The organism is Enterobacter sp. R4-368 (assembly GCF_000410515.1).
Lineage (GTDB): Bacteria > Pseudomonadota > Gammaproteobacteria > Enterobacterales > Enterobacteriaceae > Kosakonia.
Window position 1 is genome coordinate 176251 of the sequence record NC_021500.1, and the last position, 17431, is coordinate 193681.

A 17431-nucleotide genomic window follows, 5' to 3' on the forward strand; every position below is an offset into this window, starting at 1 on the left:
GCGCCGCCGTCGTTAAAATAATTAGCATGTCAGAAAGGGGATTAGTATGTATTATCGTCAGGCAATCACATTGCTGTATCCATTGGGATATTTGCTATCAGATATTCCGGGCGATCGCCAAGCTTTGTAAGAATAGGTTGTCTTAGCTGGTTGTAAATATCTTCATTCAATTTGAGTCCCAGTTTGTATATATCTATGGAATAGCCTTCTTGCCATTTCATAAAACCCTCAACATCACTGGTAAAGTGATAAGCAAGCATCAGGACAATGATTTGCGGCGAATTTTGTACATTCAGCGTTGGTGTCACAATGAAAAGGCCGTCACTATATTTGTGCGGATTGATAGCCGCGGATTCCCATAAGGTAAAAGCGGGCGAGGTCAATGCGAGGTCTTGCGCCGCGTGAATACTCGCGCCTGCCAGAGGCTGTGTCGCGTCGGGAATATGCTGATTTACTAACGCAGCCCAGTCGACAGGTGCTGAAAGCTCAATGGATTGACTGGCAAAATGGAGCATATTCCAGCCTACCGTTGCAAGCACACCCGTAAAACTTTCCTGCCAGTCCTGAGTGGCAGAATGCCGGTTAAATTTCTTATCTGCCGCAAGTTGAGCGAATAACAGAGAATGGCTCACATCATCCCGCTGTTGGCTGGAGAGGGTTTTATCAAAAGAGAGCACAATACCTTCGTTAATTTGCGCATAATTATCATCATCTGAACCAATCGCCGGGTCAGGACAGCGGGCGGCAGATTTAAGTTTTTTTTCTCGATCTGTTAATTCAGGAAGCGTGATGGAATTCAGGAGTGACAACATAAATTAACCTCGCAATGTATCGCAAGTATAATAGGTGGTCGTCCATAACATGGCTTATTACTTCGTCATGGACGACAGATTAAAATAACCGTATTTCGATATCAGATTTCAATATTTGCAATCATATCGATTGCCCGATCACCCAGTTTATCAATAACGGCCTGGCGCACCCCCTTATAAACACCTTCGTTTAAGACGAATTTATTTGCCGCGCGTTGAATTTTGATCGAGGTGGATTGCCAGGTTACCCACAGAAAACGCCCCTCATTGCGCTTTGCATCAAATTGCATACCATCAAGCATCATTACCACATCGCCATTTGGTAACAGATCTGCCGGGAAAATTTGAAAATTACCGGTGTTTTCCGAATTTGATTTCGCGTCCCAGATAAGCATTTGCTTTGAGGTATCGCTCAGGCTGGATAACGCCTTCATTGCCGCTGCCACTAATGCAACCTCACCGACAGTAGCGATTTGCGCAATGATCCCCAACACAGCCTCATCCAGTTTTACGGTACTGGCACCTGACGTATAGGTATCAAACGCGAAAGCAGGTTGGTTCCAGCCAATTTGGCCCAGTACATTGACATAAAAACGATACCAATCCATGGGCGCAGTATAACGGTTGCAGTGTTTATCCGCCGCCAGTTGAGCGAACAGTGTTGAGTTCTGCACATCTTGTTTATTCTGCCCATCCAAACGTTCGGTAAATGAGATGAGGCTGCCGGCATTGACTTGTGCAGATACTTTATTATCAGTCAGCATGGTTTTTCTTTTTGACTGACCATGATCCGGTACCCCCTTTAGACGTTCCAGTAACGGTGCCAGATCGGCAGTGGTTTCAATCGGTGTTTTAAGCACAAAATCCAAAGCGTTAGTATTCATATTATTTCTCCACTCAAAGTTATAGACGTGTATGCTATAAAAATTACTGTGTTTCATTGATATAAAAGAGAATGCCGCCGGGTAATCAACGAAAATGTTGCTTATTAGTGGCTTGTATATATTTCAGTGCTTCCTGCGATATAGAACGAATTTATAGTCGTTATATGAGGTTTTTTAACTTCCTCGAAATATGAATCTAATGGAAGAAATATAAATACGAAAGCATCTGATATCAATACGGTAAATACGGCAGGGTAAATTACGGAGCCATATGCGCTGTGTTTATCGCATTAAATATTGATTGTAATGCGAATTATATTGTGTGACGTGATGGGTTAAGTTGCTATGAAATGAAAAATCCACGCAATAGCGTTGATTTTATAGGCTTTTGTGTTGCCTATGAAGTTTGACTAAACCTCATGAGATAAGACATCTTATTTGACGCTAAAACATAATTTGTATGATATTTTTTATTAATTTTTTGTTTATTTGTACTTATTGCTATGCTCATTTTTGAGTTAGGTCGCATGCGCCATGCTGCGGTCTCAGGTTCGACTCCGGTTATCGCACCATTTCAAACTGTTCGTGTGCCTATCGGAACCCACTCAAAGCACGTATATTGCGGTTTCTGGACCGTATCTTATCTCCTGTTATTCAAGTATCTGTAGGTGTAACGACCTGCGTTTATAAATGATCAAACCTGCATGTATCTGCGCCGGGCTGCATTCCATTACCCCATACCCCAAATAACTGAAAATCACTGTACTGTATGTCTACAAAAAATCACAGTTACTCCAGAATAATTTGGTAAGGGGATAGCAGCATTAGATAGAGAAAATTAGTCAGACCATTATCCGAAATAGAAACACGCTACTTGGATAATAATTCATATATAACCGGGTTATCAGCACATTGCCCACCCCCGCATTCCAGTACAGTTGACACAAGGTTGGCTGAAATCAGTAGCAGGAATCCCCAACTGGCAATGCGGAACAACGCCGGTGGCATATTTAATGGCCGAATCGAACTATTCATCTCACTGATTGCCAGAACTACCGCAGTGGCAGCAATAATCACAACTGATGTAACCAGAGCCCAGGTATAAAAATGCAGCCCAAGAAATGCAGAACCATATCCTTTGTCGCCGGGCAGAATATGTAAAAACATTTGCCGTGATGCCATTATTCCTGTGAGGATACTGCCAATAATTACCATCCCGTAATGCAGGTTTCGTAGTCCAAAGTAAATGTTAAATAAAAAACCGAAACCAGCGATGATGAGCCCAATTCGCTGTAACAGGCAAAGTGGACAAGGCAATTCATGCATAACGAGTTGATAATAAAAAGCTATAACCAGAGAAACGCATATTCCAAGAAGTCCCACCATATTAACCAGGTGGACAACCGTCGTTGGATGAGTTTGGGTTTTCATAGCATAGCTCCTTAAAATGATAAACTCAGTGGATCAGTTACATGGTGAATGAATGATAAAATTGTGACGATCAATAAAGCTGCCCAAAGAATGTAACTGGTTTTCTCCTTTCCGGTTATGGCAGCCAGGATCACACCCAATGCAATCAAAAATGGCAAAAACATGAACATAAATATTTCCTCTTTATGTCAATTGATAAGGGATTGCTGTGTTGTCGTACCCTAATATGAGCGAAAACAGATTATGTCAATCTGGAATGCTTTGAATTGTCAGGGATACGACCGTTTGTTTGTAGTGATCACCTCCTTTTTTCTGGTTACGGGTATATTCATTAAGATATAAGAAATACCTCTTTAGCTAACGCTATAACAAGTAATATTGATTATGCTACAAAATATATTTTCCCATGCTTACTGCAATCAGAAACAATACCAGAGACATCATTAAGTCCTTGGAGGTGTTAACCTTTGGATAAAAAGTAAAATAACCCAGGAACACCAAAACTCTGAGATACAGAGTAGCTTATACCGAGAACATAGAATAGACCCATATTTGTGTTATTTCGAAAAAGATCCTATAGCGTTGAGCTGATGCGTGTGCTTCGCAAAGGCCAGACCTCAGTATTATATTATGGTGACCTTCCTGGTGAGCTGCTTCTGGTTAGCAGATGTTTTTGAAAGGTAGGGTATTTAAATGAGAAAAAAACGACCTCATCGCGAATTTTGCAACAATATCTTGAATAGAATGAAAATTTGAGTTTTTTACTTGCCCCCTCCTGGGGGAATGGTTTATCTGCAAAAACAATTTTTGGAATATACAATATTTCAAAAAGCTGAAAGTTTATTACATGTCATATTTAATACCGCGCAAGCCATCCGATGTGAAAAATAAAAAAATCAGAATTTTCTAGCAAAAGTGAGTTTTTTGGATGCTATCCTTTAACTGATTCAATCAATTATTTATTAAGTATCAGAAATCTCTATGCTGAATAAAATGTCATCGATGTTCGTTTATGCTGTTTAGTCCCTAATTGTACAACATACCATGTTTAAAGAATCTGTTTTCAGCAAGCAACGGAGCTCCAGCAGACAGGATTGTATTATATATGGAAATCATTAACATAGAAAAATATCATGAATATTACCTTAGAGGTATTTTTCCAGAGGAATTGTCATCTTGTTAAAGAACAACTCATTTAGAAAACGGGTAAACCCCGTATTAAACCGCTACCCTTGGCAACTTATCCAGCCTGCGGGGTGATACAATGGATACTATAGGAAATTCAGCAATCTTCCCCTCAAGAGGCAACCAGAGCTATTCATCAAGATTGAGATCTATTGATTTTTTACGTGGTTTAGCACTTATTTTAATGGTATTAGATCATGTGCGCACTTTATTTTGCCCTACAGAATTCGACCCAACCGATTTATCTCATGCATCCATATCCCTTTTTTTGACCAGATTTATTACTCACTTCTGCGCGCCTGCATTTATTTTTCTGGCAGGTGTTAGTGCGTATTTGTATGGTCTGAAGCGTACTCGTCAGCAGTTATCTGTATTCCTGTTTAGTCGAGGAGTATGGTTGATTTTATTAGAGGTAACCGTTGTCAGTTTTGCGTGGAAATTTAACTTTGATAAGTTTGTTATTATACAGGTTATTTTTATATTAGGGTTTTCAATGATTTTGCTTTCTGCATTTATTTGGTTATCAAGATCATTTCTACTGGCATGCGCTTTGGTTGCGTTTTTTGGTCATAATCTAATGGATACATACGCAGCGCCGGACGGATTCTTTAAAATTATCTTTCATATTTTGCATGTACAAGGAGATATATATATTGGCTCATGGGCTGTCAGGGTTTTTTATCCAATAATACCCTGGTTTGGTATGATTTTTTTAGGATATTATTTGGCACCATGGTTTTTACTGCCAATTAAGTTAAGGATTAAACGGTTCTTTATTTTAGGTCTGATTTCACTGGTTTGTTTTTGTGTGTTAAGGTGGTTTAATATTTACGGCGATGCCAACCACTTTACTATTAAAGGGAATGACCTCGCCTACAGTATACTTTCCTTTTTAAATGTAACAAAGTATCCGCCTTCATTGCTTTTTATTATGCTCACGTTAGGTGTTTTTTTTATAGTATTAGCTGCAGTGGAGAAATGGCAACCTAAAAACAACGGGGTTATTTTATGTTTTGGTAAGGTGTCTTTATTTTTCTATTTGGTGCATCTTTATTTAATTCATATATTTGCAAGCATTTATTCACGTTTAATATTAAATTCGCCAGGCGGTTGGTGGCTCCATTTTCCAACTTCAAATACAGATGAAAAATGGCCGGCTAACTACAGTCCAAATTTGTTATTAGTATATGTTGTGTGGTTGTTGTTAATTATTATTATTTATCCTTTATGCTCCGCATATCAGAAATATAAAAGTACGCATAATTATAGATGGTTATCATATATTTAAGATGTAAAATTCAATAGACCTACTTGTGATTAACGTAAATACCTTCACGCTGCAGAAGCTCCCGGATACGCCGGTAACCAAAGCGGCGGCGTTCAGGTGCCCGTTCAGTGACGTGCGCGGATAACTGCGCATCAGCAGCCAGCCGGAGGCTGAGCCTCATTATGGCATGTTGACAGGGATAAACCGGCTAGCCCGCTGGAACGATGTTACGACAGACCCGTTGCCTTACTCATGACTTCCTGCCACAGGTGCAAGCATCTCTCCTCGGCGCATTTTGGTGGTTTCTGCCCGGTCTTTTATTTGCAACCATTCTTTAGCGAGCAGCTCAAAGGTGTTAGATGCGTCATTGACCTTGCGGCTCTAGCGGGTTCTTGTCTATTTCTTATAGCTTTATTGCACTCACCCAAGATAAGAATGGAAACTGATTGTACGCACCTCACCTATGTATTCATTTCAGACCGCGCTTTCATGCGACAATACGGAATAAAAAAATCCACGCAAGTGCGTGGATTTTAGAGGGTTTTGTGAGATTTATGAGATGTTATGACACCTCATGAGACAACAAAACTTATTTAGACGTTGAACAGGAAGTTCATCACATCGCCATCTTTCACGATGTACTCTTTGCCTTCTGCACGCATCTTGCCGGCTTCTTTCGCGCCTTGCTCACCTTTGTAAGCGATAAAATCTTCATACGCGATGGTCTGCGCGCGAATAAAGCCTTTTTCGAAGTCGGTATGGATTTTACCCGCCGCCTGCGGCGCGGTTGCGCCAACCGGGATGGTCCATGCACGCACTTCTTTCACGCCGGCGGTGAAGTAAGTTTGCAGGTTCAGCAGGGCGTAACCTGCGCGGATCACGCGGTTCAGCCCCGGCTCTTCCAGACCCAGTTCGGCCATGAACTCGTCACGCTCTTCATCGTCCAGCTCGGCGATATCTGCTTCAACGGCGGCACAAACCGGCACCACGACGGAGCCTTCTTGCTCAGCGATAGCGCGAACCTGGTCAAGGTAAGGGTTATTTTCAAAGCCGTCTTCGTTCACGTTAGCGATATACATGGTCGGCTTCAGTGTCAGGAAGCTCAGGTAACGAATCGCTTCTTTCTCTTCTTTGCTCAGATCCAGCGCGCGCAGCATACCGGCGTTTTCCAGTTGCGGCAGGCATTTTTCCAGTGCGGCCAGCTCAACTTTCGCATCTTTGTCGCCACCTTTCGCTTTTTTGGACACGCGATGGATAGCGCGTTCGCAGGTATCCAGGTCAGAAAGCGCCAGCTCGGTGTTGATCACGTCAATATCTTCGGCCGGGTTCACTTTGCCCGCAACGTGGATGATATTGTCGTTCTCAAAACAGCGCACAACGTGGCCGATGGCTTCCGTTTCGCGAATGTTGGTCAAAAACTGGTTGCCCAGACCTTCGCCTTTGGACGCGCCTTTTACCAGACCGGCGATGTCGACGAATTCCATGGTGGTCGGCAGAATACGCTGCGGTTTCACGATTTCCGCGAGTTTATCCAGACGCGGATCGGGCATTGGTACGACACCGGTGTTCGGCTCAATAGTACAGAACGGGAAGTTAGCCGCTTCAATACCTGCTTTGGTGAGCGCATTGAACAGGGTGGATTTACCTACGTTGGGCAGGCCAACGATACCGCATTTGAATCCCATGATGTAATTACCTTAATATCTTGATAATCAACCTGTTGCGAAAAACAGATTGTAGAAAAGTGAATAACTTTGGCTATTATACACGTAACCGCTGTTACGCGCGGCAAAAATGCCGCCGCAACCCGCTTACTGCGCCTTAAAGGCATGCAGGCGATTGGTGGCTTTGGTTAAACCGTCTTTCAGCCAGATCTCGGTACAACGCGCCGCTTCGTCTACGGCTTCGTCAATCAGCTTCTGTTCGGAAACCGGTGGTTTACCCAGCACAAAACCGACAACCTTGTTTTTATCACCCGGATGGCCAATTCCAACGCGTAAACGGTGAAAATTGGGGTTATTGCCTAATTTACTGATGATATCTTTCAGACCATTATGGCCACCGTGGCCGCCCCCCAGTTTAAATTTCGCCACGCCTGGCGGCAGATCCAGCTCATCGTGGGCGACGAGGATTTCGTCCGGGTTGATGCGATAAAACGTCGCCATTGCCGCGACCGCCTTACCGCTCAGGTTCATAAATGTCGTGGGAACCAGCAGACGCACGTCTTCACCCGCCAGATTGATGCGCGAGGTATAGCCGAAAAACTTCGGTTCGTCGCGCAGCGGCGCGCGGGCTCTCTCCGCCAACAAATCGACATACCAGGCGCCCGCGTTATGGCGCGTCGCGGCGTATTCAGCGCCGGGGTTCGCCAGCCCGACAATCAGTTTAATCGTCACTTTTTATTCCTGACCAGATCAATGTCCGGCGCGTAGTTTACGTTGTGCGGGACGCGAAGACAAAATTCTCCCGGCGAAACGCGAAAAATGATAATGATTGCTCACATCAACCATTCGAATTTCATGTAGTTCAGTAGGTTATTTGTAAATTTGTGTTAGTCATAGATGTGTAATTGTGATCGTGCCCGCAACCGCTAAAAGGGTGGCTGTCTATACTTTACACACAAGGATTGGGGTTATCCCATCCAACCCGTCGTTCCGGAGGTGACAGATGAAACGCAAAAACGCTTCGTTGCTCGGTAATGTGCTTATGGGGTTGGGGTTGGTCGTGATGGTTGTCGGCGTTGGTTATTCCATTTTAAACCAGTTGCCGCAACTTAACCTGCCGCAGTTTTTTGCCCATGGCGCTGTGCTGAGCATCTTCCTCGGCGCCGTTCTCTGGCTCGCTGGCGCCCGCGTAAGTGGTCATGAGCAGGTGTGCGATAAGTACTGGTGGGTGCGTCATTATGACAAACGCTGCCGCAGGGACCGGCAACATCATAGTTAAAAAGTCAGTTTCGATAACGGTTCCTGCGGGAGCCGTTTTTTTTGGCTTTTTTCTTGACCCTCACGTAACGTGAGGCCCGATAGTCCAGTCTGTGGGCGAGAAAGGAGCAGCTATGTTGATTCAGGTGGGGGAGTTAGCGCGACGTGCGGGGATCAGTGTGCGTACGTTGCACCACTACGAGCAAATCGGTTTGCTGTTGCCTTCTGCCCGAAGCGCCGCCGGATACCGGCTTTATGCGCTCGCGGATGTCAAACGCCTGCATATGATTCAGGCGCTGGCGAAAGCGGGTATGGAACTGGCGGCAATCGGGGATTATCTGGCGCGGGAAACGCGTCCGCTGGCGGAATTACTGGATGACCAAATCATGCTGCTCGACAAGCAAATGCGCAATATTGTCACTCTGCGCGAACAGCTTGCGGTGTTGCGTGATGGTCTCGCCAGCGGCGTGGAGCCCGATCTGGAGTCCTGGCTACGGACCCTGGAGTTAATGAAAATGTACGATCGTTGGTTTAGTCCGCAAGAGTTACAGGAATTACCGTTTGCCTCGCGCGATGAGGCTCGCGAACGATTCTGGGCGCAAATGGTGAGCGAAGTGCAAACCCTTTTAGCGCAGAAGTGCCCGGTGGATGATCCGCGCGCGATGGAGCTGGCAACCCGCTGGATGACGCGGCTGGAGCAGGATACTGCCAACAAACCGGAGTTTCTGACCCGCTTAAATGAGATGCACCGCGTGGAGCCCCAAATGCGTGAGCAAACAGGCATTACGCAGGAAGCGGTCGATTTTATTACCCACAGTTTTGCGGAAAGCAAGCTCGCTATCTGGCAGCGTTATTTGTCTGCGCAAGAGATGGCGTTTACCCGGGCGCACTATTTTGACCGCATGTTGGAGTGGCCGCCGCTGGTGGCGAAACTGCATACCGCTCAACGTCAGGCAGTAGATCCAGAGTCTGACGAAGCGCAGGCGCTGGCCGCTAACTGGCTGGAGCTGTTCCAGTCTTATGCCGGAACCGATCCGCAAACGCAGCAAAAATTCCGCAGGGCGATGCAACAGGAGCCGCATCTGATGACGGGAACCTGGATGACGCCCGACGTGCTGCAATGGCTACAACGGGCGATTGAGGTGATGATGCGCCGCCGCGCATCATGATTACAGGTCGGCTAAGGCCGCGTCACGGTTAGGGAAGAACGACAGACGGCCAGGGATTGGCTGTATACCCGCGCGTGCCAGCGTGCGTAGCGGCTGGAACTCAAGGTTGCTGACGCGCAGTTCAGTACCCTGCGGCAGGCGGTTGACGAAACGACGGAAAGCGTCCAGCCCGCCTGCATCCAGCACCGGCACCGCATCCCATTTCAGCACCACAATGCGCTTCCCGGCGATACGGGTTTCCAGATCGCTGAACACACTTTCTGCAGCAGCAAAGAACAGCGGGCCGATCACGCGTAGCACCAGCACATCATCCGGTACGCTGACGTTTACCACGGCCAGGCGAGTCATCCGCGCGATACGGCGCATAAAAAGCAGCGACGCGAGCACAATCCCTACGCTGATGGCGATCACCATATCGAACAACACGGTCAGTGACATGCAAATCAGCATCACCACAATGTCATCCACCGGCGCGCGGCGCAGCAGATCGATCACTTTGTGCGCTTCACTCATATTCCACGCTACCATCAGCAACAGCGCCGCCATGGCAGACAGCGGCAGCCAGGAGAGCAGGGGAGCCAGCGCCAGTAACGCCATGATCACTAACAGTGAGTGAACCACCGCCGAAATGGGCGAAGTGGCTCCGGCGCGGACGTTGGCCGCCGAACGGGCAATCGCTGCGGTCGCGGTGATCCCACCGAAGAACGGTGCGGCGATATTCCCCAGCCCCTGGCCAATCAGCTCGCTGTTGGCTTTATGTTTGGTGCCGGTCATACCGTCCAGCACGACAGCGCACAGCAGCGATTCGATAGCACCAAGCATTGCCATAGAAAATGCCGCGGGCAGCAACGCGCGCAGCGAATCCCAGGTCAGGGTAAATTCAGAACCAGGCAGATCCCACGGCAGCACCAGTTGCGGCAGCAGCTGCGGGATGCCGTTGCCCTGCGAACCATCTGCCAGCACGTAGTGAAATTGTGAACCGATGGTCGCGACGTGACCGCCGAGCAGATTGACCACCAGCATCACCGCGCAGCCCGCCAGCAGCGCGGGCAGATGCCCCGGTAGACGTAAACGCAGGCGCGGCCACAGCACCAGCGTGGCGAGGGTGACAATACCAATCGCCGCATCACCCGGATTGACTGTCGGCAGTGCCATCACCAGCGCGCCGACTTTTTGCAGATAGTGTTCCGGCACATGCGGCATTTGCAGGCCGAGAAAATCTTTTATCTGCATGGTAGCGATGGTAATGCCGATCCCGGAAGTGAAACCGAGCGTCACAGAAAGCGGAATGTATTCAATTAACCGACCAAAGCGCGCCAGCCCGAAGAGGATCAGAAACACACCGGACATCAGCGTCGCTACCAGCAGGCCCGACAGACCAAACTGCTGCGAAACCGGGTACAGGATCACCACAAAGGCGGCCGTCGGACCGGAAACGCTGTAGCGCGAACCGCCACTCAGGGCGATAACAATCCCGGCAACCGCCGATGTATAAAGCCCGTATTGCGGTGCCACGCCACTGCCGATCGCCAGCGCCATCGCCAGCGGGATAGCGATAATACCAACCGTTATCCCGGCAATCAGATCGCGGGTGAAACGGGCGGTGGTGTATTTTTCTTTCCAGCACGCGTCGATTAGCGCGCGAAAAGGCATGACATGAGGTGAGAACAATCTGTTCACAATGGTCTGGCGTCCCCTGGAAATCATTCGATAACTAATTAATAAATCATACAAATAATATTTAAAGCTAAAAAAACCCGCCTGAGCGGGTTTTTTATACAGCAACGATTAATGTTCGAACATGGCGGAAATCGATTCTTCGTTACTGATACGACGGATAGCTTCAGCCAGCATGCCAGACAGCGTCAGCGTACGTACGTTCGGCAGCGCTTTGATCTCATCGCTCAGCGGAATGGTGTCGCAGACAACCACTTCGTCGATCACAGAGTTGCGCAGGTTATTTACCGCATTACCGGAGAAAATCGGGTGAGTGGCATAGGCGAACACGCGTTTCGCACCACGCTCTTTCAGCGCTTCTGCTGCTTTACACAGCGTACCGCCGGTATCGATCATGTCGTCAACCAGGACGCAGTCGCGGTTTGCCACGTCACCGATGATGTGCATCACCTGGGAGACGTTCGCGCGCGGACGGCGTTTATCAATGATCGCCATATCGGTATCGTTCAGCAGCTTGGCAATCGCACGGGCGCGAACGACGCCACCGATATCCGGGGAAACCACAATCGGGTTGTCCAGGTTCAGTTGCAGCATATCTTCAAGCAGGATTGGGCTACCGAATACGTTATCTACCGGTACATCGAAGAAGCCCTGAATCTGTTCAGCATGCAGGTCAACGGTCAGTACACGGTCAACGCCGACGCTTGAGAGGAAATCGGCAACCACTTTTGCGGTAATCGGTACACGGGCGGAGCGCACGCGGCGATCCTGACGGGCATAGCCAAAGTAAGGAATGACCGCGGTGATACGACCTGCGGAAGCACGGCGCAGGGCATCAACCATCACAACCAATTCCATCAGGTTGTCGTTGGTAGGGGCACAAGTGGACTGGATGATGAAAATATCACCACCGCGTACATTTTCATTGATTTGTACGCTGACTTCGCCGTCGCTAAAGCGACCTACGGCGGCGTCGCCGAGAGAAGTGTACAGGCGGTTGGCAATACGTTGTGCTAGTTCCGGGGTAGCGTTACCAGCAAAAAGCTTCATATCAGGCACGAGAAGAACCTCAGGCATGCGTCCAGTGGTGGATAGAATCGGCCAAAATGTGCGGTCAGGGCTGAATTCTATCCATGCGGTGTATTAAAGAGCGCGATGCAACGTCTGGAACAGGTGTGACGTTGTCACCGGAGCTCAGCTTGCCCGGCGATGGTCTGCGCTAGCGGCGAGAGGTTGACGCCTCGCGCGACAAAACCGTGCAGCCATTCCGGGGCTTGCTCAAGCACCTGACGAGCGGCGGATTCGGTGTCAAATTCGGAAAAGACACAGGCTCCTGTGCCAGTCAGGCGCGACGGCGCGTATTCTAACAGCCAGGAAAGCGCGGCATCAACCTCGCGAAAACGTTTTCTTGCGATAACCTCGCAATCGTTGCCGAATTCACATTTTAATAACGTATCAATTGACCTTTGCGGCGTATTTCTCGGCAGCTCGGGATCTTTGAAAATTACCGGCGTGGGAATGCTGACGCCAGGGTGCGCCACCAGATACCATTTTTCCGGCGGATTGACCGGGGTGAGGATTTCGCCAACCCCTTCGGCGAAAGCCGCGTGACCGCGGACAAACACCGGCACATCGGCACCCAGTCGCAGGCCGAGTTCGGCTAACTCATCGACGCTCAGCTTACAGCCCCACAGATGGTTGAGGGCGACCAGCACGGTGGCAGCATTCGACGACCCGCCGCCGAGCCCGCCGCCCATCGGCAGGCGTTTGTCGATAGCGATCTCTGCGCCGCTACCCGCAGGCAGACGACCACTTTGCGCCGCGCGCTGCATGAGCAGACGTGCGGCGCGTACAATCAGATTCTCTTCGTCCGGCACGCCTTCGACCGGTGTCAGCAGGCGGATCTCTCCATCGCGGCGCGGTTCAATGCTCAGCGTGTCGCCATAATCAAGAAACTGAAACAGGGTTTGCAGCGTGTGGTAGCCATCGGCGCGCTGGCCGGTAATGTATAAAAACAGGTTGAGTTTCGCCGGAGCGGGCCACGTCGTCATTTGGCAATCCAGTTGTCCATTTTCAGCTTGATGCGCTGTTTGCCGTCGCTCAGCTCCATATTGGCCGGCAGGGAGGGCTGGCTGTTGTCATACCCGCCATATACCACTTTCCAGTTTTTGCCGCCCTGGCTGTAATTCAACTCGCTCAGGCGGTATTGCGCATCGAGTTTATAATCGGTGGCATCGCCTGGCAGACCAAGGATCCACTGGCGCAGGCTGTTAAGTGGGATCGGCATGCCGGTCAGTTTGCCAATCATCTCTTCGGCATCATCGGCGGTATACCGTTTGCCTTTGTTGTCCACCAGTTGCACGTTACCCGGCTGGGCGTTCAGTTCCAGTTCGGTGCTGCCCAGCGGGTTGGTCAGCAACAGACGATAGCGATCCTGACCGGTTTGCTGCCAGAAAAAACGGGCATACACTTTTTGCTCGTCAGATATATAAGCGAATGCGCCGCGCGTTTGATACTGATTTAAGCTGCGCACCTGTTGCTGGTGTTCTCGCCACTGTGGCGAATCCGGGCTTTGTCCCGGCCCTTTTGGCGCATTGAGCGTACAAGCGGTTAACACGAGGCTTGCCAGCGGCAGCAGGCGAATAAAACGGAAGTCTGGCAGAGTCATAACGAGTGGAAATCCTTGCGAGGTTGCAGTATTACGCTTAATGCTAGCGCCGCTCTGAAACAGCGTCTACGTTCAAGTTGTCTTAAATCATTAAATTACCAATTACTCCGAAAGGGTAGTGTCTCTTTTATTGACCTCACTCATCCTGTATGATGCGTACAGTCTAACCTTATCAACGTTGGTACTATTCCCGCGCTCATGACCCTTTTAGCACTTGGCATCAATCACAAAACGGCTCCCGTTTCGTTGCGAGAACGCATTGCATTTTCGCCGGAAACGCTTGACCAGGCGTTAGAAAGCCTGCTGTCACAGCCGATGGTGCAAGGCGGTGTGGTGCTGTCAACCTGCAACCGTACCGAGCTCTACCTGAGCGTTGAAGAGCGGGACAACCTGCAAGAAGCGCTGGTGCGCTGGCTGTGTGATTATCACCATTTGCGTGAAGACGAAGTGCGCCAGAGCCTCTACTGGCACCAGGATAATGACGCCGTCAGCCATTTAATGCGTGTGGCGAGCGGGCTGGATTCGTTGGTTCTCGGCGAGCCGCAAATTTTAGGCCAGGTGAAAAAGGCCTTTGCCGATTCCCGGCGTGGTCATGACAACGCCAGCGATCTGGAGCGCATGTTCCAGAAATCATTCTCCGTCGCCAAGCGTGTGCGCACGGAAACCGATATTGGCGCCAGTGCGGTATCGGTCGCTTTCGCCGCCTGTACGCTGGCGCGGCAAATCTTCGAATCGCTTGCGTCGGTGACCGTGCTGTTAGTGGGCGCAGGCGAAACCATTGAGCTGGTTGCGCGCCACCTGCGCGAGCATAAAGTGCAGAAAATGATCATCGCCAACCGTACGCGTGAACGCGCGCAGGCGCTGGCGGATGAAGTCGGTGCGGAAGTCATTGCTTTAAGCGATATTGATGAGCGCCTGAAAGATGCTGATATCGTGATCAGTTCCACCGCCAGCCCGCTGCCAATTATTGGTAAAGGAATGATGGAACGCGCGATGAAAGCGCGGCGTAATCAGCCTGTTTTGCTGGTGGATATCGCCGTGCCGCGCGATGTCGAGCCGGAAGTGGGCAAAGTGGCGAACGCGTATCTTTATAGCGTCGACGATCTGCAAAGTATTATTCAGCACAACCTGGCGCAGCGTAAAGCCGCGGCGGTGCAGGCGGAAACCATCGTCGCCCAGGAAACCAGTGAATTTATGGCCTGGCTGCGTGCGCAAAGCGCCAGCGAGACCATTCGCGAATACCGCAGCCAGTCTGAAACGGCACGCGATGAACTGACCGCCAAAGCGCTTGCCGCGCTGGAGCAGGGCGGCGATCCGCAAGCTATCATGCAAGATCTGGCGTGGAAACTGACTAACCGCCTTATCCACGCCCCAACCAAATCTCTTCAGCAGGCCGCTCGTGACGGGGACGATGAGCGCCTGCATATTCTGCGCAACAGCCTCGGGCTGGATTAGCACAACACTCTCTTATTATTAAAAGGTGCATTTACGCCTATGAAGCCTTCTATCGTTGCCAAACTGGAAGCCCTGCATGAACGCCATGAAGAAGTTCAGGCGCTGCTCGGTGACGCGCAAACCATCGCCGACCAGGATAAATTCCGTGCGCTGTCGCGCGAATACGCACAACTGAGCGATGTGTCGCGCTGTTTTACTGACTGGCAACAGGTTCAGGAAGATATCGAAACCGCGCAGATGATGCTCGACGACCCGGAAATGCGCGACCTGGCGCAGGATGAACTGCGTGACGCGAAAGAAAAAGGCGAGCAACTTGAGCAGCAATTGCAGCTGTTGCTGCTGCCGAAAGATCCTGATGATGAACGTAACGCGTTTGTCGAAGTTCGCGCCGGAACCGGGGGCGACGAAGCTGCGCTTTTTGCCGGCGATTTGTTCCGTATGTACAGCCGTTATGCCGAATCCCGCCGCTGGCGCGTCGAGATCATGAGCGCCAACGAAGGTGAGCACGGCGGTTTTAAAGAAGTGATCGCCAAAATTAGCGGCGAGGGCGTTTACGGTCGTCTGAAATTTGAATCCGGCGGACATCGCGTCCAGCGCGTTCCGGCGACGGAATCGCAGGGCCGAATTCACACGTCTGCCTGCACCGTGGCCGTGATGCCGGAGCTGCCGGAAGCCGAAATGCCGGATATCAACCCGGCCGATCTGCGTATTGATACCTTCCGCTCTTCCGGCGCTGGCGGTCAGCACGTTAACACCACCGATTCCGCAATCCGTATTACCCACCTGCCGACCGGGATTGTGGTCGAGTGCCAGGATGAACGCTCGCAGCATAAAAACAAAGCGAAAGCCTTGTCAGTGCTCGGCGCGCGCATCCACGCCGCAGAAGCCGCGAAACGCCAGCAGGCAGAAGCCTCAACACGGCGTAACCTGCTGGGCAGTGGCGATCGCAGCGACCGTAACCGCACCTATAACTTCCCGCAGGGCCGTGTGACCGATCACCGTATCAACGTCACGCTGTACCGCCTTGACGAAGTGATGGAAGGCAAGCTGGATATGCTGATCGAACCAATTGTGCAGGAATACCAGGCCGACCAGCTGGCGGCGCTCTCCGAGCAGGACTAATGGATTATCAACAGTGGTTGCGCCAGGCGATAAGTGAGCTGGCCGCGAGCGAAAGCCCGCGCCGCGACGCGGAGATCTTATTGGGCTTTGTCACTGGCAAATCGCGAACGTTCATTCTCGCGTTTGGTGAAACCTTGCTTGACGGCGGACAGCAGCAACAGCTGACGATGTTACTGGCTCGTCGTGTGAATGGCGAGCCGGTGGCGCATCTGATTGGCGTACGGGAGTTCTGGTCACTGCCGCTGTTTGTCTCGCCTGCAACCCTTATTCCGCGCCCCGACACCGAGTGCCTGGTAGAGCAGGCGCTGGCGCGCCTTCCTTCCTCACCGTGTCGCATTCTCGATTTAGGCACCGGCACTGGCGCCATCGCGCTGGCGCTGGCGAGCGAGCGCCCGGACTGCAATGTCACAGCGGTCGATCTGATCCCGGATGCGGTGGCGCTGGCACAACGTAACGCCGCACATCTGAACATCACCAATATTGAAATCCTGCAAAGCCGCTGGTTCAGCGCGCTTGAAGGGCAGCAATTTGCCATGATTGTCAGCAATCCGCCTTACATTGATGAGCATGATCCGCATCTTGTGCAGGGCGATGTGCGCTTTGAACCGCTCAGTGCGCTGGTGGCGGCCAACAACGGACTGGCGGATTTACACACCATCATTGACGCTGCCCGCCAGCATGTGTTGCCCGGCGGCTGGCTGCTGCTGGAACATGGCTGGCAACAGGGCGCAGATGTTCGCGCTATCTTCGAACATTATGGCTGGCAGCACGTGGCAACGTGCCGGGATTACGGTGATAACGAACGCCTGACGCTGGGGCAATGGCTTTTACAGGAGTAAC

General features: G+C 50.4%; 16 protein-coding genes and 1 pseudogene. 6 read left to right on the forward strand and 11 right to left on the reverse strand.

What is annotated here, in order from left to right; translation table 11 throughout:
* Positions 1-65 precede the first annotated feature (65 nt).
* The 4 genes from H650_RS00845 to H650_RS25850 form a co-directional block, all read right to left on the reverse strand.
* Positions 66-812: a hypothetical protein gene (locus H650_RS00845; RefSeq protein ID WP_016495794.1), complete on the reverse strand. Its 747-nt coding sequence runs from the start codon at positions 810-812 to the stop codon at positions 66-68.
* Between the two features lie 101 nt (positions 813-913).
* Positions 914-1696, reverse strand: coding sequence for a hypothetical protein (locus tag H650_RS00850; RefSeq protein ID WP_016495795.1), 783 nt, complete (start codon positions 1694-1696; stop codon positions 914-916).
* An 870-nt stretch (positions 1697-2566) separates the two neighbouring features.
* A complete protein-coding gene (locus H650_RS00855) occupies positions 2567-3127 on the reverse strand; it encodes a disulfide bond formation protein B (protein WP_016495796.1) in 561 nt (186 codons plus the stop codon).
* Between the two features lie 11 nt (positions 3128-3138).
* Positions 3139-3297, reverse strand: coding sequence for a DUF5993 family protein (locus H650_RS25850; protein WP_016495797.1), 159 nt, complete (start codon positions 3295-3297; stop codon positions 3139-3141).
* A 1094-nt stretch (positions 3298-4391) separates the two neighbouring features.
* Between H650_RS25850 and H650_RS00865 the strand changes: the two genes are divergently transcribed.
* Positions 4392-5600 (forward strand): acetyltransferase domain-containing protein, encoded by a 1209-nt coding sequence (locus H650_RS00865; protein ID WP_044489341.1) that lies wholly within the window; start codon positions 4392-4394, stop codon positions 5598-5600.
* A 22-nt stretch (positions 5601-5622) separates the two neighbouring features.
* Here the strand turns inward: H650_RS00865 and H650_RS25860 are convergent.
* The 3 genes and pseudogenes from H650_RS25860 to pth form a co-directional block, all read right to left on the reverse strand.
* Positions 5623-5836: pseudogene (locus tag H650_RS25860) on the reverse strand (IS3 family transposase); the annotation flags it as partial.
* 336 nt (positions 5837-6172) lie between these two features.
* A complete protein-coding gene (ychF, locus tag H650_RS00870; RefSeq protein ID WP_016495799.1) occupies positions 6173-7264 on the reverse strand; it encodes a redox-regulated ATPase YchF in 1092 nt (363 codons plus the stop codon).
* A 126-nt stretch (positions 7265-7390) separates the two neighbouring features.
* Positions 7391-7975, reverse strand: a complete 585-nt coding sequence (gene pth / locus H650_RS00875; protein ID WP_007371851.1) for an aminoacyl-tRNA hydrolase — start codon at positions 7973-7975, stop codon at positions 7391-7393.
* A 271-nt stretch (positions 7976-8246) separates the two neighbouring features.
* Between pth and ychH the strand changes: the two genes are divergently transcribed.
* A complete protein-coding gene (gene ychH, locus H650_RS00880) occupies positions 8247-8522 on the forward strand; it encodes a stress-induced protein YchH (RefSeq protein ID WP_016495800.1) in 276 nt (91 codons plus the stop codon).
* Between the two features lie 112 nt (positions 8523-8634).
* The gene (locus H650_RS00885) at positions 8635-9669 is read left to right on the forward strand and encodes a MerR family transcriptional regulator (RefSeq protein ID WP_016495801.1); all 1035 of its coding nucleotides are present in this window, start codon (positions 8635-8637) and stop codon (positions 9667-9669) included.
* Here H650_RS00885 and dauA read toward each other — a convergent pair whose 3' ends face one another.
* From dauA to lolB, 4 genes are all read right to left on the reverse strand, one after another.
* Positions 9670-11349, reverse strand: a complete 1680-nt coding sequence (gene dauA, locus H650_RS00890; RefSeq protein ID WP_071925191.1) for a C4-dicarboxylic acid transporter DauA — start codon at positions 11347-11349, stop codon at positions 9670-9672.
* Positions 11350-11457: 108 nt separating this feature from the next.
* A complete protein-coding gene (prs, locus tag H650_RS00895; protein ID WP_017457137.1) occupies positions 11458-12405 on the reverse strand; it encodes a ribose-phosphate diphosphokinase in 948 nt (315 codons plus the stop codon).
* A gap of 125 nt (positions 12406-12530) precedes the next feature.
* Positions 12531-13397: a 4-(cytidine 5'-diphospho)-2-C-methyl-D-erythritol kinase gene (gene ispE / locus H650_RS00900; RefSeq protein WP_016495804.1), complete on the reverse strand. Its 867-nt coding sequence runs from the start codon at positions 13395-13397 to the stop codon at positions 12531-12533.
* Positions 13394-14014, reverse strand: a complete 621-nt coding sequence (gene lolB / locus H650_RS00905) for a lipoprotein insertase outer membrane protein LolB (RefSeq protein ID WP_016495805.1) — start codon at positions 14012-14014, stop codon at positions 13394-13396. Before lolB ends, ispE begins: the two co-directional genes overlap by 4 nt.
* 198 nt (positions 14015-14212) lie before the next feature.
* Here lolB and hemA point away from each other — a divergent pair, with 198 nt between their 5' ends.
* Genes hemA through prmC form a run of 3 tightly spaced genes read left to right on the forward strand, consistent with a single transcriptional unit; the run spans position 14213 to position 17430 of the window.
* Positions 14213-15469: a glutamyl-tRNA reductase gene (gene hemA, locus H650_RS00910; protein WP_044489342.1), complete on the forward strand. Its 1257-nt coding sequence runs from the start codon at positions 14213-14215 to the stop codon at positions 15467-15469.
* A 39-nt stretch (positions 15470-15508) separates the two neighbouring features.
* Positions 15509-16591 carry a peptide chain release factor 1 gene (prfA, locus tag H650_RS00915; protein WP_016495807.1) on the forward strand — a complete coding sequence of 361 codons (1083 nt, stop codon included), beginning with the start codon at positions 15509-15511 and terminating at the stop codon, positions 16589-16591.
* On the forward strand, positions 16591-17430 hold the full coding sequence (gene prmC / locus H650_RS00920; RefSeq protein ID WP_016495808.1) for a peptide chain release factor N(5)-glutamine methyltransferase: 840 nt from the start codon (positions 16591-16593) through the stop codon (positions 17428-17430). Before prfA ends, prmC begins: the two co-directional genes overlap by 1 nt.
* The last annotated feature ends 1 nt before the right edge of the window (position 17431 follow it).

Excerpts from the sequence above, each read along its gene's own strand:
- ychF (WP_016495799.1), bottom strand. The coding sequence starts at position 7,264 with ATGGGATTCAAATGCGGTATCGTTGGCCTGCCCAACGTAGGTAAATCC.
- H650_RS25850 (WP_016495797.1), bottom strand. The coding sequence starts at position 3,297 with ATGTTCATGTTTTTGCCATTTTTGATTGCATTGGGTGTGATCCTGGCT.
- H650_RS00845 (WP_016495794.1), bottom strand. The coding sequence starts at position 812 with ATGTTGTCACTCCTGAATTCCATCACGCTTCCTGAATTAACAGATCGA.
- prmC (WP_016495808.1), top strand. The coding sequence starts at position 16,591 with ATGGATTATCAACAGTGGTTGCGCCAGGCGATAAGTGAGCTGGCCGCG.
- H650_RS00855 (WP_016495796.1), bottom strand. The coding sequence starts at position 3,127 with ATGAAAACCCAAACTCATCCAACGACGGTTGTCCACCTGGTTAATATG.
- ychH (WP_016495800.1), top strand. The coding sequence starts at position 8,247 with ATGAAACGCAAAAACGCTTCGTTGCTCGGTAATGTGCTTATGGGGTTG.
- lolB (WP_016495805.1), bottom strand. The coding sequence starts at position 14,014 with ATGACTCTGCCAGACTTCCGTTTTATTCGCCTGCTGCCGCTGGCAAGC.
- ispE (WP_016495804.1), bottom strand. The coding sequence starts at position 13,397 with ATGACGACGTGGCCCGCTCCGGCGAAACTCAACCTGTTTTTATACATT.
- H650_RS00885 (WP_016495801.1), top strand. The coding sequence starts at position 8,635 with ATGTTGATTCAGGTGGGGGAGTTAGCGCGACGTGCGGGGATCAGTGTG.
- H650_RS00865 (WP_044489341.1), top strand. The coding sequence starts at position 4,392 with ATGGATACTATAGGAAATTCAGCAATCTTCCCCTCAAGAGGCAACCAG.
- H650_RS00850 (WP_016495795.1), bottom strand. The coding sequence starts at position 1,696 with ATGAATACTAACGCTTTGGATTTTGTGCTTAAAACACCGATTGAAACC.
- prfA (WP_016495807.1), top strand. The coding sequence starts at position 15,509 with ATGAAGCCTTCTATCGTTGCCAAACTGGAAGCCCTGCATGAACGCCAT.
- hemA (WP_044489342.1), top strand. The coding sequence starts at position 14,213 with ATGACCCTTTTAGCACTTGGCATCAATCACAAAACGGCTCCCGTTTCG.